This is a genomic window from Kitasatospora sp. GAS1066B (genome assembly GCF_041262605.1).
Taxonomy (GTDB): domain Bacteria; phylum Actinomycetota; class Actinomycetes; order Streptomycetales; family Streptomycetaceae; genus Kitasatospora.
In genome coordinates this window covers 39,957-63,568 of record NZ_JBGCCO010000037.1, presented here as the reverse complement: position 1 = coordinate 63,568, position 23,612 = coordinate 39,957, and the positions used below count along the sequence as shown (strand labels likewise).

At 73.3% G+C, this 23,612-nt stretch carries 20 protein-coding genes; 11 read left to right on the top strand and 9 right to left on the bottom strand.

Annotation, left to right across the window (positions count from 1 at the left end):
* Positions 1–160 precede the first annotated feature (160 nt).
* Together ABH937_RS31965 and ABH937_RS31960 are read right to left on the bottom strand one after the other, a co-directional pair.
* A complete protein-coding gene (locus ABH937_RS31965) occupies positions 161–982 on the bottom strand; it encodes a purine-nucleoside phosphorylase (protein WP_280693974.1) in 822 nt (273 codons plus the stop codon).
* Between the two features lie 185 nt (positions 983–1,167).
* Complete coding sequence (locus tag ABH937_RS31960; protein ID WP_280693973.1) at positions 1,168–1,605, bottom strand: gamma-glutamylcyclotransferase; 438 nt, start codon at positions 1,603–1,605, stop codon at positions 1,168–1,170.
* Positions 1,606–1,730: 125 nt separating this feature from the next.
* Here ABH937_RS31960 and ABH937_RS31955 point away from each other — a divergent pair, with 125 nt between their 5' ends.
* A complete protein-coding gene (locus tag ABH937_RS31955) occupies positions 1,731–3,185 on the top strand; it encodes an NAD(P)H-quinone dehydrogenase (RefSeq protein ID WP_370220240.1) in 1,455 nt (484 codons plus the stop codon).
* Positions 3,186–3,347: 162 nt separating this feature from the next.
* Positions 3,348–4,307, top strand: a complete 960-nt coding sequence (locus ABH937_RS31950; protein WP_280693971.1) for a DeoR/GlpR family DNA-binding transcription regulator — start codon at positions 3,348–3,350, stop codon at positions 4,305–4,307.
* 106 nt (positions 4,308–4,413) lie between these two features.
* On the opposite strand, the gene ABH937_RS31945 is transcribed toward ABH937_RS31950, so the two are convergent.
* The 5 genes from ABH937_RS31945 to ABH937_RS31925 all read right to left on the bottom strand — a co-directional run bounded on the left by ABH937_RS31945 (position 4,414) and on the right by ABH937_RS31925 (position 9,847).
* Complete coding sequence (locus ABH937_RS31945; RefSeq protein ID WP_280693970.1) at positions 4,414–6,189, bottom strand: biotin carboxylase N-terminal domain-containing protein; 1,776 nt, start codon at positions 6,187–6,189, stop codon at positions 4,414–4,416.
* A 225-nt stretch (positions 6,190–6,414) separates the two neighbouring features.
* Entirely contained in the window at positions 6,415–7,170 is a 756-nt protein-coding gene (locus tag ABH937_RS31940) for a hypothetical protein (RefSeq protein WP_280693969.1), read from the bottom strand.
* Between the two features lie 66 nt (positions 7,171–7,236).
* Complete coding sequence (locus tag ABH937_RS31935; protein WP_280693968.1) at positions 7,237–7,836, bottom strand: nucleoside triphosphate pyrophosphatase; 600 nt, start codon at positions 7,834–7,836, stop codon at positions 7,237–7,239.
* A gap of 48 nt (positions 7,837–7,884) precedes the next feature.
* Positions 7,885–8,109, bottom strand: a complete 225-nt coding sequence (locus ABH937_RS31930) for an acyl-CoA carboxylase subunit epsilon (RefSeq protein ID WP_280693967.1) — start codon at positions 8,107–8,109, stop codon at positions 7,885–7,887.
* A gap of 133 nt (positions 8,110–8,242) precedes the next feature.
* Positions 8,243–9,847, bottom strand: coding sequence for an acyl-CoA carboxylase subunit beta (locus tag ABH937_RS31925; RefSeq protein WP_370220238.1), 1,605 nt, complete (start codon positions 9,845–9,847; stop codon positions 8,243–8,245).
* A 199-nt stretch (positions 9,848–10,046) separates the two neighbouring features.
* On the opposite strand from ABH937_RS31925, the gene ABH937_RS31920 reads away from it, so the two are divergent.
* The 3 genes from ABH937_RS31920 (at position 10,047) to ABH937_RS31910 (ending at position 14,412) form a co-directional block, all read left to right on the top strand.
* Entirely contained in the window at positions 10,047–10,943 is an 897-nt protein-coding gene (locus ABH937_RS31920) for a biotin--[acetyl-CoA-carboxylase] ligase (RefSeq protein WP_370220237.1), read from the top strand.
* A gap of 180 nt (positions 10,944–11,123) precedes the next feature.
* Positions 11,124–12,296 carry an adenylate/guanylate cyclase domain-containing protein gene (locus tag ABH937_RS31915; protein ID WP_370146390.1) on the top strand — a complete coding sequence of 391 codons (1,173 nt, stop codon included), beginning with the start codon at positions 11,124–11,126 and terminating at the stop codon, positions 12,294–12,296.
* A gap of 154 nt (positions 12,297–12,450) precedes the next feature.
* Entirely contained in the window at positions 12,451–14,412 is a 1,962-nt protein-coding gene (locus tag ABH937_RS31910; protein ID WP_370146391.1) for a GGDEF domain-containing protein, read from the top strand.
* A gap of 7 nt (positions 14,413–14,419) precedes the next feature.
* Here the strand turns inward: ABH937_RS31910 and fdhD are convergent, their stop codons facing one another.
* Positions 14,420–15,352 carry a formate dehydrogenase accessory sulfurtransferase FdhD gene (fdhD, locus tag ABH937_RS31905; protein ID WP_280693964.1) on the bottom strand — a complete coding sequence of 311 codons (933 nt, stop codon included), beginning with the start codon at positions 15,350–15,352 and terminating at the stop codon, positions 14,420–14,422.
* Positions 15,353–15,478: 126 nt separating this feature from the next.
* Between fdhD and hutH the strand changes: the two genes are divergently transcribed.
* Positions 15,479–17,053: a histidine ammonia-lyase gene (gene hutH, locus ABH937_RS31900; protein WP_370220236.1), complete on the top strand. Its 1,575-nt coding sequence runs from the start codon at positions 15,479–15,481 to the stop codon at positions 17,051–17,053.
* A 24-nt stretch (positions 17,054–17,077) separates the two neighbouring features.
* Here hutH and ABH937_RS31895 read toward each other — a convergent pair whose 3' ends face one another.
* Positions 17,078–17,530 (bottom strand): hypothetical protein, encoded by a 453-nt coding sequence (locus ABH937_RS31895; RefSeq protein WP_370220235.1) that lies wholly within the window; start codon positions 17,528–17,530, stop codon positions 17,078–17,080.
* A 167-nt stretch (positions 17,531–17,697) separates the two neighbouring features.
* On the opposite strand from ABH937_RS31895, the gene ABH937_RS31890 reads away from it, so the two are divergent.
* The 5 genes from ABH937_RS31890 (at position 17,698) to ABH937_RS31870 (ending at position 23,592) form a co-directional block, all read left to right on the top strand.
* Positions 17,698–18,567 (top strand): MurR/RpiR family transcriptional regulator, encoded by an 870-nt coding sequence (locus ABH937_RS31890; protein ID WP_280693961.1) that lies wholly within the window; start codon positions 17,698–17,700, stop codon positions 18,565–18,567.
* A gap of 90 nt (positions 18,568–18,657) precedes the next feature.
* Positions 18,658–19,008: a hypothetical protein gene (locus ABH937_RS31885; RefSeq protein WP_280693960.1), complete on the top strand. Its 351-nt coding sequence runs from the start codon at positions 18,658–18,660 to the stop codon at positions 19,006–19,008.
* Between the two features lie 335 nt (positions 19,009–19,343).
* Positions 19,344–21,014: a urocanate hydratase gene (hutU, locus tag ABH937_RS31880; RefSeq protein ID WP_370220234.1), complete on the top strand. Its 1,671-nt coding sequence runs from the start codon at positions 19,344–19,346 to the stop codon at positions 21,012–21,014.
* A gap of 17 nt (positions 21,015–21,031) precedes the next feature.
* On the top strand, positions 21,032–22,219 hold the full coding sequence (locus tag ABH937_RS31875) for an allantoate amidohydrolase (RefSeq protein WP_370220246.1): 1,188 nt from the start codon (positions 21,032–21,034) through the stop codon (positions 22,217–22,219).
* Positions 22,207–23,592, top strand: a complete 1,386-nt coding sequence (locus ABH937_RS31870) for a formimidoylglutamate deiminase (protein WP_370220233.1) — start codon at positions 22,207–22,209, stop codon at positions 23,590–23,592. The genes ABH937_RS31875 and ABH937_RS31870 overlap by 13 nt, the downstream gene beginning before the upstream one ends.
* Positions 23,593–23,612: the final 20 nt, after the last annotated feature.

The window sequence follows — 23,612 nt, the reverse complement described above, 5'->3', positions numbered from 1 at the left end:
TCGGTCTGCGAAACGAGGGGAACGCGGGGAACGAGGGGAACGGGCCGAACGGTGGGACGGGTGGAACGGGTGGAACGGGTGGAACGCGGGAAACGGGAGCGGCCCGGGCACCCCGTTAGCAGCGGGGGAGCGCCCGGGCCGGGTCTGCGAGGGGCGGGGGTCAGATCCGCTCCAGGACCTTCGCCAGCAGCGCGCCCATCCGCTCGGCGGAGGCCTTGCCGGCCTCCAGCACCTCGGCGTGGTTCAGCGGCTCGCCGGTGATGCCCGCGGCCAGGTTGGTGACCAGCGAGATGCCCAGCACCTCGGCGCCGGCCTCGCGGGCGGCGATCGCCTCCAGCGTGGTGGACATGCCGACCAGCTCGCCGCCGATCACCCGGGCCATCTGCACCTCGGCCGGGGTCTCGTAGTGCGGGCCGCGGAACTGCACGTAGACGGCCTCGTCCAGGCTCGGGTCCACCTCGCGGCAGAGCTCGCGCAGCCGCTTGGAGTAGAGGTCGGTGAGGTCGACGAAGTTGGCGCCGACGATCGGGGAGTCCGCGGTCAGGTTGATGTGGTCGCTGATCAGCACCGGCTGGCCGGGCACCCAGCCCTCGCGCAGACCGCCGCAGCCGTTGGTCAGCACGATGGTCCCGCAGCCCGCCGCGGCGGCGGTGCGCACCCCGTGCACCACGGTGGCCACGCCGTGGCCCTCGTAGTAGTGGTTGCGGCCGAGGAAGATCAGGGCGAACTTGTCGCCTATCTTCACCGAGCGGATCTTGCCGGCGTGGCCGGCGACGGCGGGGGCGGGGAAGCCCGGGAGGTCCGTGACCGGGAACTCGGCCACGATCTCGCCGAGGGCGTCCGCGGCCGGCACCCAGCCCGAGCCCATCACCAGGGCGACGTCGTGCTGCTCGACACCGGTCAGCTCGCGCAGGCGGGCGGCGGCGGTCTGAGCGGCGGCGTAGGGGTCGGCGGACACGGCGGTCTGAGGAGAAGCGTTCACAGGACTGAGGATAGTCAACAAATGCCTACGCGCGTAGACATACCCGCGTCGCCATGCCGGATCGTTACCAGGTTGACCTGAAAACACTGGCCACGGCCGGTTCGCGGCGCCCCGCTTCGGAGGATCCGCCAGTGGCTGCCGGGCTTTACCTGCGGCAGGGGTTCACGCCCGTCCGGGCCGCACCGTCAGCAGGGTCGGCGCCGCAGATCCAGCACATAGTCGGCCGGCGCGCCCGCGCTCTCCGCCGCGTCCGCGATCAGCCCGAGGTAGCGGGCGGCCGGCAGCCCGCCCTCGTAGTCGTTCAGCACGTAGGTCCAGACCGGCACCTCCCCGTCCAGGGTGTGCGCGCGCAGCCGGATCTTGCGGTAGATGCCGAGTTGCAGGCCCTCCCAGCGGTCCAGGCCCTCCTCGTCCATCGGCGCCACGTCGTAGAGCGAGACGAAGACCTGCTCCTTCTCGTCCTCGACCACGGTGGCCAGCGAGCCCTCCCAGCCGAGCTGCTCGCCGCCGAAGGTCAGCCGCCAGCCGTCCAACCAGCCGGTCCCGCGCAGCGGGGAGTGCGGTGCGCGCCGGCTCATCTGCCGGGCGTCGAGATTCGTGGCGTACGCGGCGTAGAGCGACATGGGCGTCAGCCTACGGGAGTTGGTCAACCGATCAAGGCCGGGTGGGCCCGGCGGCTCGAGCGGCCGTTCGGTGATCCGGACAATTCAACGGGCCGGTGCTCGCTTCGAACTCGGTGTGCGGGACAATGGTGCACGTGACTCGGATCGTGATCATCGGTGGCGGACCCGGCGGATACGAGGCGGCCCTGGTGGCGGCCCAGCTCGGCGCGGAGGTGACCGTCGTCGACCGCGACGGTCTGGGTGGGGCGGCGGTGCTGACGGACTGCGTACCGTCCAAGACGCTGATCGCGACCGCCGAGGTGATGACCGGCTTCGACGCCTCCTACCAGGAGCTCGGCATCAGGCTCGCCTGCGACCGCCCGGAGGGGGAGGGCGGCGAGCGGGCGATCAGTGTCGACCTCGGCAAGGTCAACCGACGGGTCAAGCGGCTGGCGATCGCCCAGTCGCACGACATCACCCAGTCGGTCACCCGGGCCGGCGTCACCGTGCTGCGCGGCAAGGGCCGGCTCGGCTCCGGCGGCCAGGCCGCCGACGGCTCGCGCGAGGTGCTCGTGGAGGCCGTCGACGGCAGCACCCAGTCGCTGCGCGCCGACGCGGTGCTGGTCGCCAGCGGCGTGCACCCCAGGGAGGCGCCGGACGCCCGTCCCGACGGCGAGCGGATCCTGAACTGGAAGCAGGTCTACGACCTGGAGGAGCTCCCCCGCGAGCTGATCGTGGTCGGCTCCGGCGTCACCGGCGCCGAGTTCGCCGGTGCCTACCAGGCGCTGGGCTCCAAGGTCACCCTGGTCTCCAGCCGTGACCGGGTGCTGCCGGGCGAGGACCCGGACGCCGCCGAGGTGCTGGAGGAGGTCTTCCGCCGCCGCGGCATGAACGTGATGAGCCGGCTGCGCGCCGAGAGCGCCAAGCGGGTGGGCGACCGGGTCGAGGTGACCCTGTCGGACGGCCGGGTGATCACCGGCACGCACTGCCTGATCGCGATCGGCGCGATCCCCAACACCGCGGGCATGGGCCTGGAGGAGGCCGGGGTCAAGCTCAACGACTGGGGCCAGATCGTGGTGGACCGGGTGTCGCGCACCAGCGCCCCCGGCGTCTACGCGGCCGGCGACTGCACCGGCGTCTTCATGCTCGCCTCGGTGGCCGCGATGCAGGGCCGGATCGCGATGTACCACGCGCTGGGCGACGCGGTGCAGCCGCTGAACCTGAAGACCATCGCCTCCAACATCTTCACCGACCCGGAGATCGCCACCGTCGGCTACACCGCCGCGGACGTCTCCTGCGGAAAGATGGACGCCGTCGAGATCAAGCTGCCGCTGCGCGGCAACCCGCGGGCCAAGATGCAGGGCATCCGGGACGGCTTCGTGAAGCTCTTCTGCCGCCCGGGCACCGGCATCGTGGTGGGCGGCGTGGTGGTCGCGCCGCGCGCGAGCGAGCTGATTCACTCGATCTCGCTCGCGGTGGACAACAACTTGACGGTCGAGCAGGTCGCGGGCGCCTTCACGGTCTACCCCTCGCTCTCCGGTTCCACCGCCGAGGCGGCCCGCCAGCTGCACATCCGTAAGCGGGCGGAGAGCGAATCCTGACCTGCTCACCCGTATGCGCGGGCGCTTCGTCCTGACGGCGGAGGGTGCGCGGGGGTACGGCGGCGCGAATTGTACGGTCATGCGCCGCTGGAAGGTGAGTAGTTCCTGTTACTAGCGGCAAACGCCTGAAAGCGGACGGTCAGGGGGGTTACCGTCGGTTCTGTGTTTGCTGCAGAACGTCGCCAGTTGATCCTCGAAATGGTGCGGGCCAACGGAGCCGTGTCGCTCCGCGAGTTGGCCCGTGTCGTCCAGACCTCCGAAGTCACCGTCCGCCGGGACGTCCGGGCGCTGGAGGCCGAAGGGCTGCTCGACCGCCGGCACGGCGGCGCGGTGCTCCCCGGAGGCTTCAGCCGTGAACCCGGCTACCCGCAGAAGACCCACCTCGCCGCCGCCGAGAAGAGCGCGATCGCGGACCTCGCGGCCACGCTCGTCGACGAGGGCGACGCGGTGGTGATCGGCGCCGGTACCACCACCCAGGAGCTGGCCCGCCGCCTGGCCCGGGTCCCGGGCCTGACGGTGGTGACCAACTCGTTGCTGGTCGCCCAGGCGCTCGCGCACGCCAACCGGGTGGAGGTGGTGATGACCGGCGGCACGCTGCGCGGGTCCAACTACGCTCTGGTCGGCAGCGGCGCCGAGCAGTCGCTGCACGGCTTGCGGGTCTCCAAGGCCTTCATCTCCGGCAGCGGCCTGACCGCCGAGCGCGGGCTCTCCACCACCAACATGCTCTCGGCGAGCGTGGACCGGGCGCTGGTGCAGTCGGCCGCGGAGGTGATCGTGCTGGCCGACCACACCAAGCTGGGCACCGACACCATGTTCCAGACCGTGCCGACGGATGCGATCACCCGCCTGGTCACCGACGAGCACGCGGCGGGCCATGACCCGACCGCCCGCGAGCTGGACGCGTTGGCCGACTGCGGGGTGCAGATCTCGATCGCCCCGCTGGGGCTGGCCGCCGAGCCACCGGGCCACCCCGCTCCGGGGCCCGACCGGCACCCGCAGCCGCCACCGCCAGGGGTGGCCCGCCGGGTTCCCGGTGTGCCGCAGCCCGCCGCGGCCCCGCTGCCCGGTCAGCGCCGGCCTGGGACGCACGCCTTCCGGCCGCTGGCCGCCGGGCGGCCGTGAACGCGGTGTGGCCCGCCGGTTGACGAGCAACCAGCGGGCCACGAGGCGCCGCGGACCGACGCTCGGTCAGTCCGCGACGGCGCTCCGGGTCAGTCCTTGATCCCGGTCAGTCCTTGATCTCGCAGAGGGCGGCGCCGCTGCTGACGCTCGCGCCGACCTCGGCCTTGAGGCCGACGATGGTGCCGGCCTTGTGGGCGTTGAGCGGCTGCTCCATCTTCATGGCCTCCAGGACGACGATCAGCTCGCCTTCGGCGACCTGCTGACCCTCCGTCACGGCGACCTTGACGATGGTGCCCTGCATCGGCGAGGCGAGGGTGTCACCGCTGACCGCGGCGCCGGCCTTCTTGCTGCCCACCCGGCGCTTGGCCTTGCCCGCGGTGGCCGCACCGGCGGCCGGCGCGGAGCCGACGCCCAGCGAGGCGGGCAGCGAGACCTCGATCCGCTTGCCGCCGACCTCGACCACCACGGTCTCCCGGCCGTCCGGCTCCTCGCCCTCGGCCGCGCCGCCGGTGAACGGCGGGATGGTGTTGTCGAACTCGGTCTCGATCCAGCGGGTGTAGATGCTGAACGGGCCCTCGGAGCCGTGCGTCTCCGGCGCGAACGCCGGGTCGGCGACGACCGCCTGGTGGAACGGGATGGCGGTGGCCATGCCCTCGACCTTGAACTCGGCCAGCGCGCGCTTGGCCCGCTCCAGGGCCTGCTTGCGGTCGCGGCCGGTGACGATCAGCTTGGCGAGCAGCGAGTCCCAGGCGGGGCCGATCACCGAGCCGGTCTCCACGCCCGCGTCCAGCCGCACGCCGGGGCCCGACGGCGGCGCGAAGAGCGTCACCGTGCCGGGCGCGGGCAGGAAGCCGCGGCCCGGGTCCTCGCCGTTGATCCGGAACTCGAAGGAGTGCGCGCGGATGGCGGGGTCGTCGTAGCCGAGTTCCTCGCCGTCGGCGATCCGGAACATCTCGCGGACCAGGTCGATGCCGGTGACCTCCTCGGTCACCGGGTGCTCGACCTGCAGGCGGGTGTTGACCTCCAGGAAGGAGATCAGCCCGTCCTGGGCGACCAGGAACTCGCAGGTCCCGGCGCCGACATAGCCGGCCTCGCGCAGGATCGCCTTGGACGCCCGGTACAGCTCGGCGTTCTGCTCCTCGGTCAGGAACGGCGCGGGCGCCTCCTCGACCAGCTTCTGGTGGCGGCGCTGCAGCGAGCAGTCACGGGTGGAGACGACCACCACGTTGCCGTGCTGGTCGGCCAGGCACTGGGTCTCGACGTGCCGCGGGTTGTCCAGGTAGCGCTCGACGAAGCACTCGCCGCGCCCGAAGGCGGCGACGGCCTCGCGGACCGCGGACTCGAACAGCTCCGGGATCTCCTCCAGCGTGCGGGCGACCTTGAGGCCGCGCCCGCCGCCGCCGAAGGCCGCCTTGATGGCGACCGGCAGGCCGTGCTCGGTCGCGAAGGCGATGACCTCGTCGGGCCCGGCGACCGGGTCCGGGGTGCCGGCCACCAGCGGCGCGCCGGCGCGCTGGGCGACGTGCCGGGCGGTGACCTTGTCGCCGAGGTCGCGGATGGCCTGCGGCGGCGGGCCGATCCAGGTCAGCCCGGCGTCGATGACGGCCTGGGCGAAGTCGGCGTTCTCCGACAGGAAGCCGTAGCCGGGGTGGATGGCGTCCGCACCCGAGTCCGCGGCGGCCTTGAGGACCTTGGCGATGTCCAGGTAGCTGGTCGCGGGGGTGTCGCCGCCGAGAGCGTAGGCCTCGTCGGCCGCGCGGACGTGCAGCGCGTCCCGGTCGGGCTCGGCGTAGACGGCGACACTGGCGATTCCAGCATCCGAGCAGGCCCTGGCGACGCGGACGGCGATTTCTCCGCGGTTGGCGATGAGCACCTTGCGCACTGTGGCTCCCTTCTTGAACCTCGATGGAGTTTAGGGATCAGGAGGTGGTACCGGCGAGTAGCCCCTGGTGGTGAGCTTGCCCACACGGAGCGTGACGCACATCGTGATCATGTGCGCACGGAGCGGGAGGGCCGCAGGTGGCAACGGTACGCCCGGTTGCTAGCGGGAGTCTCGACCGCCCGGGCGGCCGGCCGGCGGGGCCGTGGCGTTCACCACAGGGCGGGGTCATCCGGCGCTCCCGCTGCCGGCGGCCGGCGCCGCGGCGGCGCTGGTGACGTCGGCGAACTGCTCGACCACGTCCGGGCCGTAGCTGGTCGGGTTGACCACCCGAAGGATCAGTGCGAAGGTCCCGTGCGCGCCGTGGCGCCGGGTCAACTGCCGCTCGTGCGAGACCAGATAGCGGACCGCGGCGTGGTTGGCGATGGCGACCTGACCGGATATCAGGAAGACCGGCCGACCGCCGCCGCCCGGGTCGAGCCTGGCCAGCAGGGCGTAGCTCCAGCCGGGGGCGTCCCGGCTGTCGTGAACCAGGTGGAACTCCTGCTCGCCGACCACGATCGTGTGGTTCGCAGCCCCGGCGCCGTCCCGCTCGTGGTCGAAGCGCACGCCCGGCAGCCGCCAGCCCAGGTGCGCCGCCGTCCGGTCGTTGCTGCTCGGGCCGCCGACGCAGAACTCGGCCTTGTCACCGAGGCCTTGGCGGACCTCGTCGTGCGCCATGATCTGCGGTCGGGCACCGCAGGAGTTCACCAGTACGGCCAGCTCCATCAGCGCGGAGACGTCGTCGCGGTGCACGCTGGTCGTCTTCGCGCTGGCCTGCCGGTTGACCACCAGCAGGCAGTCGGTGCCCGCGGGCATGCCGAAGAAGGCCCGGCGCCGCTCGGTCCGCCGGCGGCGGCGCAGCGACTGGGCCAGCCAGCCGAGGCCGGCGCCGATCGCACTGGTGAGCAGGCCGATCATGATGTTCAACAGCTGGTCCGTCATCGCCACCGACCTCCCCCTTGACTGGCGGCGCCAGCCTAGCGGCGCGGTGGCGTAGGGGCCCATGGTTCAACCCCAGAGATCGGTGATCCGCACCCCTAGATCGGCCAGCAGGGTGCGCAGCAGCGGCAGCGACAGGCCGATCACGTTGCCGTGGTCGCCCTCGATCCCGCGGACGAACGGGGCCGAGCGCCCGTCCAGGGTGAACGCCCCGGCCACGTGCAGCGGTTCGCCGCTGGCCACGTAGGCCTCGAGCTCGGCGTCGTCGGGCTCGGCGAAGTGCACGGTGGTGGAGGCGGTGGCCGACACCTGGCGGCCGTTCGCGGAGTCGATCACGCAGTGCCCGGTCCGCAGCACGCCGCTGCGCCCGCGCATCGAGCGCCAGCGGGCCAGCGCGTCGGCGGCGTCGGCGGGCTTGCCGAGCGCCTGCCCGTCGAGTTCGAGGACCGAGTCGCAGCCGATCACCAGCTCGCCCTCGGTCAGGTCGGCGGCCACCGCGGCGGCCTTGGCCTCGGCGAGCACCAGGGCCAGCTCGGCGGGGGTGGCGGCGCTCAGCGCGTCCTCGTCCACTCCGCTGACGATCACCCGGGGGTCCAACCCGGCCTGGCGGAGCAGCCCGAGCCGGGCGGGGGAGGCGGAGGCGAGCACGAGGGTACGGCGATCGGTCATGCGGGCCAGCGTAGGGCAGCGGAGCGCGGCCCTACGCCGGCCGGTCGGTCAGTGGGCCCAACCGGAGGTCCGCCAGGCGTGGGCGCCGGGGCGGGGGGTGGCGCGGACGCGCCGGGCGGGGTCGGTCCACGGGGAGGCCGGGCCGCTCGCCGAGCGACGCGCCGCCTCGGCGGCGGCCGCGCCGGCGGCGGCCCGGGCTTGGACCACCGCCAGGACGGTGGCCAGCTCCTCGGGGGTCGGCTGCCCGTGCAGCACCTGGATGGGGGGCATCATCGGGTCCTTTCCGTTCACAGGGCCGCTTGGTGGGCTGCTCCTGCGCTGCGGGCGGGTGCGGCCTCGTTCCTCGGCCACCCCCACCCTCCGCTGCGTCGCAGCCCAGTCGCTCGGCGGGGAGGTGGGGCGAGCCCTACAGAGGGATGTTCCCGTGCTTCTTGGGCGGCAGCACCTCGCGCTTGCCGCGCAGCGCCCGCAGCCCGCGCACGATGTGCCGGCGGGTCTCGGAGGGCGCGACCACCGCGTCCACGTAGCCGCGCTCGGCGGCGAGGTACGGGTTGAGCAGGGTGTCCTCGTACTCGGCGACCAGCTCGGCCCGGCGGGCGTCCACGTCGGCGCCGGCGGCCGCGGCGTCGGCCAGCTCGCGCCGGTAGACGATGTTGGCCGCGCCCTGGGCGCCCATCACGGCGATCTGCGCGGTGGGCCAGGCCAGGTTCAGGTCGGCGCCCAGGTGCTTGGAACCCATCACGTCGTAGGCGCCGCCGAAGGCCTTGCGGGTGATCACGGTGATCAGCGGCACGGTGGCCTCGGCGTAGGCGTAGATCAGCTTGGCGCCGCGCCGGATGATGCCGTCCCACTCCTGGCCGGTGCCCGGCAGGAAGCCGGGCACGTCCACGAAGGTGAGCACCGGGATGTTGAAGCTGTCGCAGGTCCGCACGAAGCGCGCGGCCTTCTCGCTGGCCGCGATGTCCAGGCAGCCGGCCAGGTCCAGCGGCTGGTTGCCGACGACGCCCACCGGCTGGCCCTCGACCCGGCCGAAGCCGGTGATGATGTTGCGGGCGTACAGCGGCTGGGTCTCCAGGAACTCGCCGTCGTCCAGGATGTGCTCGATCACGGTGTGCATGTCGTACGGCTGGTTCGCCGAGTCCGGCACGAGCGTGTCGAGTTCGAGGTCCTGCTCGGTCACCGTGAGGTCCGCTTCCTCGGGGAAGCCGGGCGGGTCGCTCAGGTTGTTGGAGGGCAGGTACGAGAGCAGGCTCTTGACGTACTCGATCGCCTCCTTCTCGTCCGCGGCCAGGTAGTGCGCGTTGCCGGACTTGGTGTTGTGCGAGCGGGCGCCGCCCAACTCCTCCATGCCGACGTCCTCGCCGGTCACCGTCTTGATCACGTCGGGCCCTGTGATGAACATGTGCGAGGTCTGGTCCGCCATCACCACGAAGTCGGTGATCGCCGGCGAGTAGACCGCGCCGCCCGCGCACGGGCCCAGGATCAGCGAGATCTGCGGGATCACCCCGGAGGCGTGCACGTTGCGGCGGAAGATCTCGCCGTACAGGCCGAGCGAGACCACGCCCTCCTGGATCCGGGCGCCGCCGGAGTCGTTGATGCCGATCACCGGGCAGCCGGTCTTCAGCGCGAAGTCCATCACCTTGACGATCTTCTCGCCGAACACCTCGCCGAGCGAGCCGCCGAAGACGGTGAAGTCCTGGGCGAAGACGGCGACCTGACGGCCGTCCACGGTGCCGTAGCCGGTGACCACGCCGTCGCCGTACGGCCGGTTCTTCTGCTGGCCGAAGTTGATCGAGCGGTGCCGGGCGAATTCGTCGAACTCCACGAAGGAGTCCTCGTCGAGCAGTTCGAGAACCCGCTCACGGGCTGTCAGCTTGCCCTTGGCGTGCTGCTTCTCGACCGCCGCGGCGGAGCCGGAGTGCACCGCCTCGTCGATCCTGCGGCGCAGGTCGGCGAGCTTGCCGGCGGTGGTGTGCGGGTCCAGCGACTGGTCGGTGGGCACGTCGGTCATCCCGTGGAGTTCCTCACGTGAGAGGCGCGTTGGAGGGTGGGGGAGTCCGAACCGGACGATGCCGAGGACTACCGTCCGGTAGCGTAGCCAGCCCCGCGCCCTTCGCGTTATGGCCAGCGACACAGTGTGTTAATCAGCGTTTCTGCGGGACGATGGGTCGGCCTGGGGCCGGCCCGTTCGCCCCCCATACGCTAGGGCCATGACCGAGCCAGATCGTCCCCGCCGCAGCGGACTGCGTGGTTTCGGCCACGACGGCCCGTCACCCTGGACCGACCTCGACCGCCCGCCGCTGGACGCCGCCGTGCTGCGCCACGACCTGCTGCTGCCCGGTGGCCTGTGGACCGCGCTCGACGTGGTCGAGGAGACCGGCTCCACCAACAGCGACCTGACCGCCCGGGCCAGGGACGGCGCCGCCGAGGGCGCGGTGCTGATCGCCGAGCGGCAGAACGCCGGGCGCGGCCGGCTGGACCGCAGGTGGAGCGCCCCGGCCCGGTCCGGCCTCTTCCTGTCGCTGCTGCTGCGTCCCACCGTGCCGCGCGAGCGGCTGGGCTGGCTGCCGATCCTGGTCGGCGTCTCGGCGGCCGCCACGCTGCACCGGGTGGCCGGGGTGGAGGTCGGCCTGAAGTGGCCCAACGACCTACAGGTCGAGCACGCGGGCGAGGAGCGCAAGATCGGCGGCATCCTCACCGAGCTGACCGGCGAGGCCGTGGTCGCGGGCCTGGGGCTGAACGTGTCGCTGCGCGAGGAGGAGCTGCCGGTGCCCACCGCCACCTCGCTCGCGCTGGTCGGCGCCGAGGTCACCGACCGCACCACCCTGCTGCGCGCGCTGCTGCGCGAGTTCGCCGAGCTGTACGGCGAGTGGCAGGGGGCGGCCGGCGACCCGCAGACCAGCGGGCTGCTGGCGGCCTACACCCGGCGTTGCACCACGCTGGGGCGCCAGGTCGTGGTGCAACTGCCCGGGGAGCGTGAACTGCGCGGCGAGGCGGTCGCGCTGGACGCCGACGGGCGCCTGGTGGTGCGCGGCGTGGACGGCGCGCGGCAGTCGGTCGGCGCGGGCGACGTGGTGCATCTGCGACCCCAGCCGCGCACCGGCTGAGCACCGGTTCGACGGCGTCGCGACGCGGGTTCGTCAGGTCCGGATGCCCCGGATCGGCGAATTCCGTGCGACCATTCCACCTGGCAACGGTGTGAGGCGCGCCACGTCCCCGGGCGGCGGAGTGCCTCACGAAGGACGGGAACTCAACGGCAAGTGCGGCGACCGCACGGGGACGGACCGGTGGCAGAGGACGACGGCGGGCTCGGGCCGGACGACATCGCGCGGGGCGGTGACGGCCCCGACGAGGCGGACCACACCGTCGCGCTCGACCTGGAGGAGCTGATCCTCGGGGCGCCGCGCCGGTACACCCCGTATCAGGCGGCCCGCACCGCCGAGGTGCCGATGGAGCTGGCCACCCGGTTCTGGCGTGCGATGGGCTTCCCCGACATCGGCCAGCAGCGGGCGCTCAACGACGGCGACGTGATCGCGCTGCGCCGGCTGGCCGGTCTGGTGGAGTCCGGGCTGATCAACGAGTCGATGGCGATCCAGGTGGCCCGCTCCACCGGCCAGACCACCGCCCGGCTGGCCGGCTGGCAGATGGACACCTTCCTGGAGAACCTGACCCAGGCCGCCGAACCGGGGCTGACCAGGGCCGAGGTGGCCTACCCGCTGGTCGAGCTGCTGCTGCCGGAACTGGAGCAGTTCCTGATCTACGTCTGGCGCCGGCAGCTGGCCGCCGTCACCGGACGGGTGGTGCAGGCGGCCGAGGACACCGAGATCACCAGCGGCCGGCTCGCGGTGGGCTTCGCCGACCTGGTCGGCTTCACCCGGCTGTCCCGGCGACTGGAGGAGGAGGAGCTCGGCGAGCTGGTGGAGACCTTCGAGTCCACCTGCGCCGACCTGATCGCCGGTCAGGGCGGGCGGCTGATCAAGACCCTGGGCGACGAGATCCTCTTCGTCTCCGAGGACCCGGTGACGGCGGCCGAGATCGCGCTCAGCCTGGTGGAGACGCTGACCGACGAGGAGAACATCCCGGCCCTGCGGGTCGGCATGGCGTTCGGCACGGTCACCTCGCGGATGGGCGACGTCTTCGGCACCACCGTCAACCTGGCCAGCCGGCTCACCTCGATCGCGCAGCGGGACGCCGTGCTGATCGACGGGGAGTTCGCGGCGGCGCTGGAGCAGGCCGGGGCGGCCGCGCAGGGCGCGGCGGACGGGACGGGCAGTACCCAGGCGCAGCTGGCGGACGCGCTCGCGGCGCACTCCGGGGTGCCGCTGGGCTCGATGGGTCGCGCGGCGGGCGCGGCGGGGGCGCCGCGCTTCCAGCTGCAGGCGATGTGGCGCCGCCCGGTGCGCGGGCTCGGGCTGGTCGAGCCGTGGCTGCTGAGCCGCCGGGCGAAGCCGGCACGGTAGCGCCGGGCAAAGTCGGCACGATAGCAGCTCAATCGCGTGGATTCCGGGCATTTCCGGTAAACCGGGCATATCCTCGGCAATCCCTCCTAGTCTGGTCCCGAACGCGGGAGTACCGGATTCAGCGGCAGGGGTGAACGTGGGCGGTGCGCAGGTGATGGCGGAGCTGGGAGACACCGGCGGCCTCGGGGGCGACCGGAGCGGCGCCCACGGCGACGGGGGCGACCGGGGGAGCGGGAGCGGCGCGGACGCCGAGGAGCGGGCCGAGCGGCTGGACCAGGTGACGGCCATCGGCCTGGACCGCCGGCTACAGGCGGTGGTCGAGCTGGCCCAGGACATGGCCGGCGCGCAGAGCGCGCTGGAGGCCGTGCGGGCCGCCGCCGTGCGGGCCACCGGCGCGCTGGAGGCGACCATGGCCGCCGTCTCGGTCTGGGACCGCGAGTCCGGGCGGCTGCGGGTGCTGGTCAACCACGGTCAGCTGGCGGCCGGCGAGGAGGAGATCCCCGAGGACGAGTCGTATCCGGTGGCCGACTTCCCGGAGATCGTCACCTACCTGGATGAGCACTGGAGCACCGGGCGGCTGCCCAGGGCCTGGGTGCAGACGGCGGAGGACCTGGTCCCGGCCGAGCACGCCGGCTACGGCGGGTACGCGCACCCGGGCGCCGGCGCGTTCTGCCAGCAACGCGCCGCCGGACTGCGCCGGCGCGGGCGGACCTGCTGCCTGGTGGCGCCGATCGTGCTGCACGGGCAGGCCTGGGGTGAGCTCTACCTGGCCCGCGGCGCCGAACTGCCGCTCTTCACCGAGGCGGACGCGCAGTACGCGACCCTGCTGGCGGCCCAGATCTCGGCCGGCCTGGCGCAGACCGAGCGGCTGGCCGACCTGCGCCGGCTGGCCTTCACCGACCCGCTCACCGGGCTGGCGAACCGGCGCGCGGTGGACGCCCGGCTGGAGAGCGCGCTGGCCGACCACAACCGGGACAACACCGTGGTCACGCTGGTGGTCTGCGACGTCAACGGGCTGAAGCGGATCAACGACCTGCACGGCCACGAGATGGGCGACCGGCTGCTGGAACGTTTCGCCGGGCAGCTCTCGATGGCCGGTGCCAAGCTGCCGGGCTCCCTGGCCGCCCGCCTCGGCGGGGACGAGTTCTGCCTGCTGGCGCAGGGGCAGAAGGCGGACGAGGTGGTGGCGGTGGCCGAGGAGCTGTGCGCGAAGGCGCTGCAGTTGGCCGACGGGGAGGGGGTGGCCTGCGGGATCGCCTCGACCGGCGACTCGATCGGCCCTGTCACCACCTCCGACCGGCTCTTCCGGCTCGCCGACGCGGCCCAGTACCGGGCCAAGGCCGCCCGGGCCGCGCACCCGGTGGTGGCCGGGCGCAGCCACGGGCCCGGTCTGACGCCGGACCCGACGGTGCTGCTCGCGGACGCCGCCGACCCGCACCACCGCAGCTCCGACGCCCGCGGCCGCGCGGCCGGGGTGGCGCGTGGCCCGCACGGGGACCGCCGCCGGTTCCGCGGCGCCGCGCACAGCGCCGACCCCGGGCAGTTGCTCACCGTGGTGCTGGCCGCGCTGGACCAGGAGAACGGGCCGCGGGTGCACCATCCGGCCGACACCCTGGGGCGGCTGGCCACCGTCGCGGAGACGGCGACCCGGCTGCTGGACGCGGTCGCCTGGTGGATCTCCTACGTACCGCCGGGCTCGCGCCTGATGCACACCGCCCAGCACGCGGTCTACCGGATGACCAGTGGCCCGACCCCGCGGGCCGGGCGCGGCCTGTCGCCGGGCGCGGCCCGCCGGGCGGAGAGCCTGCGGGCCCGGATCGAGGCACCCGACGCGATCTTCGAGCTCGACCACTACCCGCTCACCCGGCGCGCGGTGGGCGGTGGCAGCTTCGCGCTGCGGACCGGCGCCCCGGGCAACGACGCGGCGGAGGAGGCGGTGCTGGTGGTCGGCGGTTACCGCGGCATGGTGGCGGCGGGCGGTGCCAACCCGGCCGGCGGCTGGCTGGTCGAGCTCTTCGCCGACGACGCCACGCTGCCGCTGGGGCAGGTCGCCGCGGCGTTGCGGACGCTGGTCGCGGTGGCGCTCTCGGGGCCGGCCTCGCCGCCGCCGGGGTGAGGGGGCGTCAGGTGCGGTGGTCGATGGTCGACTTGGCTGACGAGTCCGCGGTGATCCGGTCCGCGGTGATCCGGTCCGCGCTGATCTGCTCCGTGCTGATCTGCTCCGCGGCGCCCCCGTCCCCCGTGATCCGGTCCGCCCGGGTGTACACGTTCGCGCTCTCCCCGCGCAGGAAGCCGACCAGGGTCAGCCCCAGCTCCTCGGCGAGGTCGGCGGCCAGCGAGGAGGGCGCCGAGACCGCCGCCAGCAGCGGCAGCCCGGCCAGCGCCGCCTTCTGGGTCAGCTCGAACGAGGCCCGGCCGCTGACCAGCAGCAGGTGCCCGGTGAGCGGCAGCCGGTCCTCGCGCAGCGCCCAGCCGATCACCTTGTCCACCGCGTTGTGCCGCCCGACGTCCTCGCGGGCGCAGAGCAGCTCGCCGGCCGCCGTGAAGAGGCCGGCGGCGTGCAGCCCGCCGGTCGAGTCGAAGGTGCGCTGGGCGGCGCGCAGCGCGTCGGGCAGCCGGTAGAGCAGCTCGGGGCGGACGGTGAGCGGGTCGTCGGCGGGCTTGAACCGCACATGGGTGCGGACGGCGTCCACCGTGTCCCGCCCGCACAGCCCGCAGGCGCTGGTGGTGAGCAGGTTGCGGTGGGCGGAGAGCGGGAGGCTGTCGGCGCCGCGCAGGGTGGCGTCGACCACGTTGTAGGTGTTCTGCCCGTCAGCGTCCGTCCCCGCGCAGTACCGCAGCGCCGCCAGCTGGTCGCGCCGGTGCAGCAGTCCCTCGCCGACCAGGAAGCCGGCCACCAGGTCGAAGTCGTCGCCCGGGGTGCGCATGGTGACGGTCAGCGCCTCGCCGCCGATCCGGATCTCCAGCGGCTCCTCCGCCGCCAGCGCGTCCGGGCGCGGGGAGCGCTCCGCGCCGCGCAGCCGGACCACCCGCCGCCGTGCCGTCGCCCGTGTCATGCCGCCCCACACCCTTCGCGCCCGTGCCCTTGCCCGCCGTCACCCACCAGCATGAGGCATCCGGGTTTTTGGATGCCCCCACGGTTGTCATATCTTCATTCAGCTGATCTGATAGTGCATATGGATATGCACAGTGCTCCGGCCGCCGACGCGCCGCTCGTTCAGGTCGGCAAGGCCGACGTCACCGCCGAAGACGTGCTCGCCGTGGCACGCGGCAACGCCCGGGTCGAGATCGGCCCGGACGCGCTGGCCGAGATGGCCGTCTCCCGCGCCAGGATCGATGCGCTGGCCGCCGAGCCGCGCCCGGTCTACGGGGTCTCCACCGGGTTCGGCGCGCTGGCCGTGCGCCACATCAGCCCGGAGCTGCGGGCCCAGCTGCAGCGCTCGCTGGTCCGCTCGCACGCCGCCGGCATGGGCCCGGCGGTCGAGCGCGAGGTCACCCGCGCGCTGATGTTCCTGCGGATGAAGACGCTGGCCTCCGGCCGCACCGGGGTGCGCCCGCTGGTCGCCGAGACGATGGCCGCGATCCTCAACGCCGGCATCACCCCCGTGGTGCGCGAGTACGGCTCGCTCGGCTGCTCCGGCGACCTCGCCCCGCTCTCGCACTGCGCGCTGGTGCTGATGGGCGAGGGCCTCGCCTACGGCCCGGACGGCGCCGAGCACCCGGCCGGCGAGCTGCTCGCCGCGGCCGGCATCACGCCCGTCGAGCTGCTGGAGAAGGAGGGCCTGGCGCTGATCAACGGCACCGACGGCATGCTCGGCATGCTGGTGATGGCGATCGCCGACCTCTCCCGCCTCTTCACCACCGCCGACATCACCGCCGCCATGTCGCTCGAGGCGCTGCTCGGCACCGAGAAGGTGCTGGCCCCCGAGCTGCACGGCCCGATCCGCCCGCACCCGGGCCAGGCGCTGAGCGCCGCCAACATGCTCGCCGTCCTCCAGGGCTCCGGCCTGACGGGGCACCACCAGGACGACGCGCCGCGAGTCCAGGACGCCTACTCGATCCGCTGCGCCCCGCAGGTGGCCGGCGCCGGCCGTGACACCCTGGCGCACGCCCGTACCGTCGCCGAGCGCGAGCTGGCCGCCTCGGTCGACAACCCGGTGGTGCTGCCGGACGGCCGGGTGGAGTCCAACGGCAACTTCCACGGCGCCCCGGTCGCCTACGTGCTGGACTTCCTGGCGATCGCCGCCGCCGACCTCGGCTCGATCGCCGAGCGCCGCACCGACCGGCTGCTCGACAAGAGCCGCTCGCACGGCCTGCCGGCCTTCCTGGCCGACGACCCGGGCGTGGACTCCGGTCTGATGATCGCTCAGTACACCCAGGCCGCCCTGGTCAGCGAGAACAAGCGGCTCGCCGTCCCCGCCTCGGTGGACTCGATCCCGTCCTCGGCGATGCAGGAGGACCACGTCTCGATGGGCTGGTCCGCCGCCCGCAAGCTGCGCCAGGCCGTGGACAACCTGGGCCGGATCCTCGCGGTCGAGCTGACCGCCTCGGCCCGCGCCCTGGAGATCCGCACCGTCGACGGCAACGCCCGGCTCGCCCCGGCCACCGCGGCCGCGGTCGCCGCCGCCCGCGAGGCCGGCGTCGGCGGCGCGGGCCGGGACCGCTTCCTGGCCCCCGACCTGGACGCGGCCGAGGCGCTGGTCGCCTCCGGCGCGCTGGTCAAGGCCGTCGAGCAGGTCACCGGGCCGCTGGCCTGACCCACCGCCCCTGGTGAGTGGGGGTCAGGCCCACTCACCACGGGCGGCGCTCAGGCGCCGCCGCTCCTCGCGCTCCTGCTCCTGCCGGTTGTTGAACGCGGCGGCGAAGTTGACGCCGACGATGCCGACCCAGGTGGCGAGCATGCCGGTGATCCCCGCACTGGCGCCGATGGCGGTCAGCGGGACGGCGAAGACCAGCGAGAGGAACGGCAGCTTGCTGCCGCCGCCCCAGCCGCGTCGGCGCTCCTGGCGGTCCTGGCGGTCGGGCCGCTGCGGCCCGTAACCACCGGGCCCGAGGGCGGCGAGGCGCTCGGCGACCCGCTGCTCGACCCGGGCGTCCAGCCGGGCGTCGACCCGGGACAGGAAGGAGTCGACCAGCGCCGACTCGTAGTCGGCACCGAGCTCCTTGCGGGTCTGCAGCGCGGCGTCGAGGTCGGCCCGGAACTCCGAGGGACCACTGTCGTGGCGAGGATCCATGGCACCCAGGGTGGCGCCCGCGGCGGGCTCCGGTAAAGCCGCCGCCGCGCCTCTCAGGGGGAAATCAGGGTGACCCTGAGCCCGGGTCGTCCCGGCGGACGAGACGCCATTGCCCCCACGCCGTACCTGCTGCACAGTACGTCGAAGCCCGTCGAAAGGGACGCACCATGAGGACCAACACCGAGTCGTCCCCGGCACCCTCGGCCCGGCTGCTGGAGCTCTTCGACGGCCACCGCCTGACCCCCACCCAGCGCCGGATCGCGCACGCCCTGGTCCGGCACGCCGCCGAGGCGCCGTTCCTGTCCAGCGTCGAGGTGGCCGAGCTGGCCGGAGTCAGCCAGCCCTCGGTCACCCGGTTCGCGGTCGCGCTCGGCTACGACGGCTATCCGGCGCTGCGCAAGCGCCTGCGCGACCTCGGGGTGGGGGAGCCGGCCGCGCCGCCGGAGTCGCCCTCCGAGGTGGTGCGCAACGAGCACCAGCAGGCCGTGCTGGCCGAGATCGCCCACCTGCGCCGACTGGCCGAGCTGCTCGCCGACCCCGAGCCGATCGTCCGTGCCGCCCGGCTGCTGGCCGCCTCCCGCCCGCTGCCGGTGCTCGGCCTGCGGGCCGCCTCCGCGCAGGCCCGCGGCTTCGCCTACTTCGCCGCGAAGGTGCACCCGGACATCCGGCTGCTCGACGAGGGCGGCTCGATGCTCGCCGACCGGATCGAGCAGGCCGCCGCGGCCGGCGCCAGCGCGCTGCTCTGCTTCGCCCTGCCGCGCTACCCGCGCGAGTTGATGGACGCGCTGACGGTGGCCCGTGACTGCGGCCTGACCGTGCTCACCGTCGCCGACAGCTCCTTCGCCCCGGTCGCGGCGCTCTCCGACCTGCTGCTGCCCGCCGAGGTCGGCACCGGCCTGGTCTTCGACACCGCGTGCGCGCCGATGGTGCTCGGCCGGGTGCTGCTGCAGAGCATGTGCGACGAACTCCCGGGCGCCGAGGCCCGGCTGGAGTCGATCGAGCAGTCGGCCGCGGCGCGCGGACTCTTCCTCGACTAGTCGCTTGGACCGACCGGCAATCGACGCCCGCCTGGAGTAGTACCGCGCGGACCGGGCATCCCCTCCTTGGGACGAACGGGGGTGTCCGCCATGCGCGTGATCCACGAAATGCGACCGGTCGGTCGGCTCGCCTCGGGTGCCGAGGAGTGGGCCTGCCCCGCCTGCGGCCGCCGGGTGGCGCTCGGCCCGCCCGGACCGGGCCTGACCATCCTGGAGGCGGGCGACGAGAGCGCCGTCCACATCGGCCTGGTCGACCCCGCCCCACCTCCCGGCACCGCCGCCGAACGCTACGGCCTGGGCCCGATCCAGGAGATCCCGCGCCCGCCGTCGATGCCGATGCTCCCGGCCGAGGCGGCCCCCGAATCCCCCGAGACGGCCGCGCGCGACCGCCAGTGGCTGGCCGAGATCGGCATCGACTGGGGCGGCGACGAGGCGGCCTGAGGCGCCGTCAGGTCCCGTAGCGGGGGAGGCCGCCGGTGTGCAGCTCGCCGGGCAGCGGCGCGGGCAGCGGGACGGGTTACCTCGTGGTGTCCTCGATCTGTTCGGCCGCCCCGCGAAGCCGACCGGGTCGCACGGTGATCGGTGCCGTCACTGCGTCCTCCACTGTCGATGGGATGGGCCGAGCAGTTGGTGTTCGCGAGCGTCGGAGTGGCGCCCTGGCCATCCGGGGATTCGAGACTGATCGGATGTGGGCAGGGTCTGGTCGGGAGCCGGGTGTTTGGATATATTCAGACTTACAAATCCTGAATGAATCCATCCGCAAGGAGACCGGCAGCATGGCGGAGCAGCAGACGAGTGGTCCGCGCGAGGTGCGCGCGGCGCGTGGGACGAAGCTCAGCACCCAGGGGTGGCAGCAGGAAGCGGCCCTGCGGATGCTGATGAACAACCTCGACCCCGAGGTGGCCGAGCACCCCTCCAAGCTGGTCGTCTACGGCGGCACCGGTAAGGCGGCGCGTGACTGGCGCTCGTACGACGCGATGGTGCGCACGCTGCAGACGCTGAAGCAGGACGAGACCATGCTGGTCCAGTCCGGCCGGCCGGTCGGTGTGATGCAGACGCACGAGTGGGCGCCGCGGGTGCTGATCGCCAACTCCAACCTGGTCGGCGACTGGGCCAACTGGGAGGAGTTCCGCCGGCTGGAGAACCTCGGGCTCACCATGTACGGGCAGATGACCGCCGGGTCCTGGATCTACATCGGCACCCAGGGCATCCTGCAGGGCACCTACGAGACCTTCGCCGCCGTCGCGAACAAGAAGTTCAACGGCACGCTGGCGGGCACCATCACGCTGACCGCCGGCCTCGGCGGGATGGGCGGCGCCCAGCCGCTGGCCGTCACCATGAACGGCGGCGTGGCGATCTGCATCGACTGCGACCCGTCCCGGATCTCCCGTCGGATCGAGCACCGCTACCTGGACGTCGAGGCCAAGAACCTGGCCCACGCGCTGGAGCTCGCCACCGCTGCCCGCGACAAGAAGCAGCCGCTCTCGATCGGCCTGCTGGGCAACGCCGCCGAACTCTTCCCGCAGCTGCTCGCGATGGACGCGCCGATCGACATCGTCACCGACCAGACCAGCGCGCACGACCCGCTGAGCTACCTGCCGATCGGCGTCGAGTTCGACGACATGGCGAGCTACGCCGCCGAGCAGCCGGCCGACTTCACCGTCCGCTCGCGCGAGTCGATGGCCAAGCACGTGGAGGCCATGGTCGGCTTCCAGGACGCCGGCGCCGAGGTCTTCGACTACGGCAACTCGATCCGCGGCGAGGCCCAGCTGGCCGGCTACGACCGGGCGTTCGCCTTCCCCGGCTTCGTCCCGGCCTACATCCGCCCGCTGTTCTGCGAGGGCAAGGGCCCGTTCCGCTGGGCCGCGCTGTCCGGCGACGCGCAGGACATCGCCAAGACGGACAAGGCCGTGCTCGACCTGTTCCCGGAGAACGAGTCGCTGCACCGCTGGATCAAGATGGCGCAGGAGAAGGTGCACTTCCAGGGCCTGCCGGCACGGATCTGCTGGCTCGGCTACGGCGAGCGCGACAAGGCCGGCGAGCGGTTCAACGACATGGTCGCCAACGGTGAGCTCTCCGCGCCGATCGTGATCGGCCGCGACCACCTGGACTGCGGTTCGGTGGCCTCGCCGTACCGCGAGACCGAGGCGATGCTGGACGGCTCCGACGCGATCGCCGACTGGCCGCTGCTCAACGCCATGGTCAACGTGGCCTCCGGCGCCTCCTGGGTCTCCATCCACCACGGCGGCGGCGTCGGCATCGGCCGCTCGATCCACGCCGGTCAGGTCACGGTGGCCGACGGCACCGCGCTGGCGGGCGAGAAGATCCGCCGGGTGCTCACCAACGACCCGGGCATGGGTGTGATCCGGCACGTGGACGCCGGCTACGACCGCGCCGACGAAGTGGCCGCCGAGCGCGGTGTGCGCATCCCCATGGGTGAACTGTGATCCCGTCCTTCGAGGAGATGTGGGCGGAGCTGCTCCCCGTGGGCCGCTCCGCCGCCTCCGGTGGCTACCGCCGGCACGCCTGGAACGCCGCCGACGCGGAGTGCCGGGCCTGGTTCGAGGAGCAGGCCCGGGCTCGCGGCCTGAGCTACGAGCTGGACCGCAACGGCAACCAGTGGGCCTGGCTGGGCGACCCGCAGGGCGAGGACGCCATCGTCACCGGCTCGCACCTGGACTCGGTGCCGGACGGCGGCGCCTTCGACGGCCCGCTCGGAGTGGTCTCCTCGTTCGCCGCGCTGGACGAACTGCGCTCGCGCGGCGCCGAGTTCGGCAAGCCGCTGGCGATCGTCAACTTCGGTGACGAGGAGGGCGCCCGGTTCGGCGTGGCCTGCGTCGGCTCCCGGCTCAGCGCCGGGCTGCTGACCCCGGAGCAGGCGTACGAGCTGCGCGACGCGGGCGGGCGGCGGCTGCCCGACGCGATGGAGCAGGCCGGCCAGGACCCGAGCGCGATCGGCGCCGACCACGAGCGGCTGTCCCGGATCGGCGCCTTCGTCGAGTTGCACGTCGAGCAGGGCCGCTACCTGGGCGAGGACCAGCCGGTCGGGGTGGCCGGGGCGATCTGGCCGCACGGCCGCTGGCGGTTCGACTTCCACGGCGAGGCGAACCACGCGGGCACCACCAGGATCGAGGACCGCCGCGATCCGATGATCACCTACGCGAACACCGTGCTCTCGGCCCGCAAGAAGGCCAGGCTGGCCGGCGCGCTGGCCACCTTCGGCAAGATCGCGGTCGAGCCCAACGGCACCAACGCGATCGCCTCGCTGGTGCGCGGCTGGCTGGACTCCCGGGCCGCCGACGAGGCGACCTTGAACGCGCTGGTCGAGCAGATCCAGCAGGCCGCCGCCGAGCGCGGCGAGCGGGACGGCGTCAAGGTCGAGCTGACCCGCGAGTCGTACACGCCGGTGGTGGACTTCGACGTCCCGCTGCGGGACCGGCTGGTCGCCACCCTCGGCGGCGTCCCGGTGCTGCCCACCGGCGCGGGACACGACGCCGGAATCCTGGCATCCGCCGTTCCGACCGCCATGCTGTTCGTGCGGAACCCGAGCGGCGTCTCGCACTCCCCGGCCGAGCATGCCGAGGTGGCCGACTGCCTCGCGGGTGTGGCGGCACTCGCGGACGTCCTGGAGGACCTGGCATGTCATCAGTGACACAGTGCGCCCAGAACACCGAACCGGCCCAGAGCTACTGGGCCGAGCACGCCTGGCTGCCGCACGTCAACGGTCCGGTGGTCGAGTCCGACGTGCTGATCGAGGTGGCGGCGGACGGCCGGATCGCCTCGGTCACCCCGGACAGCGGGCCCTGCCCGGCGCACGCGGTGCGGCTGCGCGGCCTGCTCGTCCCCGGCCAGGCCAACGCCCACTCGCACGCCTTCCACCGCGCGCTGCGCGGCACCGTGCAGGTGGGCTCCGGCACCTTCTGGACCTGGCGCGACACCATGTACCGGTTCGCCGGCGCGCTCGACCCGGACAGTTACCTGGCGCTCGCCACCGCCGTCTACGCCGAGATGGCGCTGGCCGGCATCACCTCGGTCGGCGAGTTCCACTACCTGCACCACGCCCCGGGCGGCGCCCGCTACGACGATCCCAACGCGATGGGCGAGGCGCTGATCGAGGCCGCCGCCCGGGCCGGGATCCGGATCACCCTGCTCGACACCTGCTACCTCTCCTCCGGCTTCGGCGCCGACCTGACCAAGCCTCAACTGCGGTTCGGGGACGGCGACGCCGAGGCCTGGGCCGAGCGGGCCAGCGCGCTGGCGCCCCGCGAGCACGCCCGGCTCGGCGCCGCGATCCACTCGGTGCGCGCCGTGCCGGCCGAGCAGTTGAGCACGATCGCGCACTGGACGTCGATGCGCAAGGCGCCGCTGCACGTGCACCTGTCCGAGCAGACCGCCGAGAACGACGCCTGCCTGACCGCGCACGGCGTCACCCCGACCCGGCTGCTCGCCGACCACGGGGTGCTCGGGCCGCGCACCAGCGCCGTGCACGCCACCCACCTGACCGAGGAGGACGTCAAGCTGCTGACCGACTCCTCCACGGTGATCTGCATGTGCCCGACCACCGAGCGGGACCTGGCCGACGGCATCGGTCCGGCGCGCCGGCTGGCCAGCGGCGGCTGCCCGGTCACCCTGGGCAGCGACAGCCACGCCGTGATCGACCCGTTCGAGGAGGCCCGCGCGCTGGAGCTCAACGAGCGCCTGCGCGCCCGCACCCGGGGGCACTGGACCGCGGGCGCGCTGCTGCGGGCCGGCACCGAGGACGGCCACGCCTCGCTCGGCTGGCCGGAGGCCGGCCGGATCGAGGCCGGGGCGCTGGCCGACTTCACCGTGCTGGCGCTGGACTCGGTGCGCACCGCCGGCCCGGCCGCGCACCTGGGCGCCGAGACCGCCGTCTTCGCCGCCACGGCGGCGGACGTGCGGCACGTGGTGGTCGGCGGCCGACGGATCGTCGTCGACGGGGTGCACCAGGCCGTCACCGACGTCCCGTCAGCGCTGCGCGACTCCATCGCGGCCCTGCTTTCCTGAACCTCCCCGGCACGAACCAC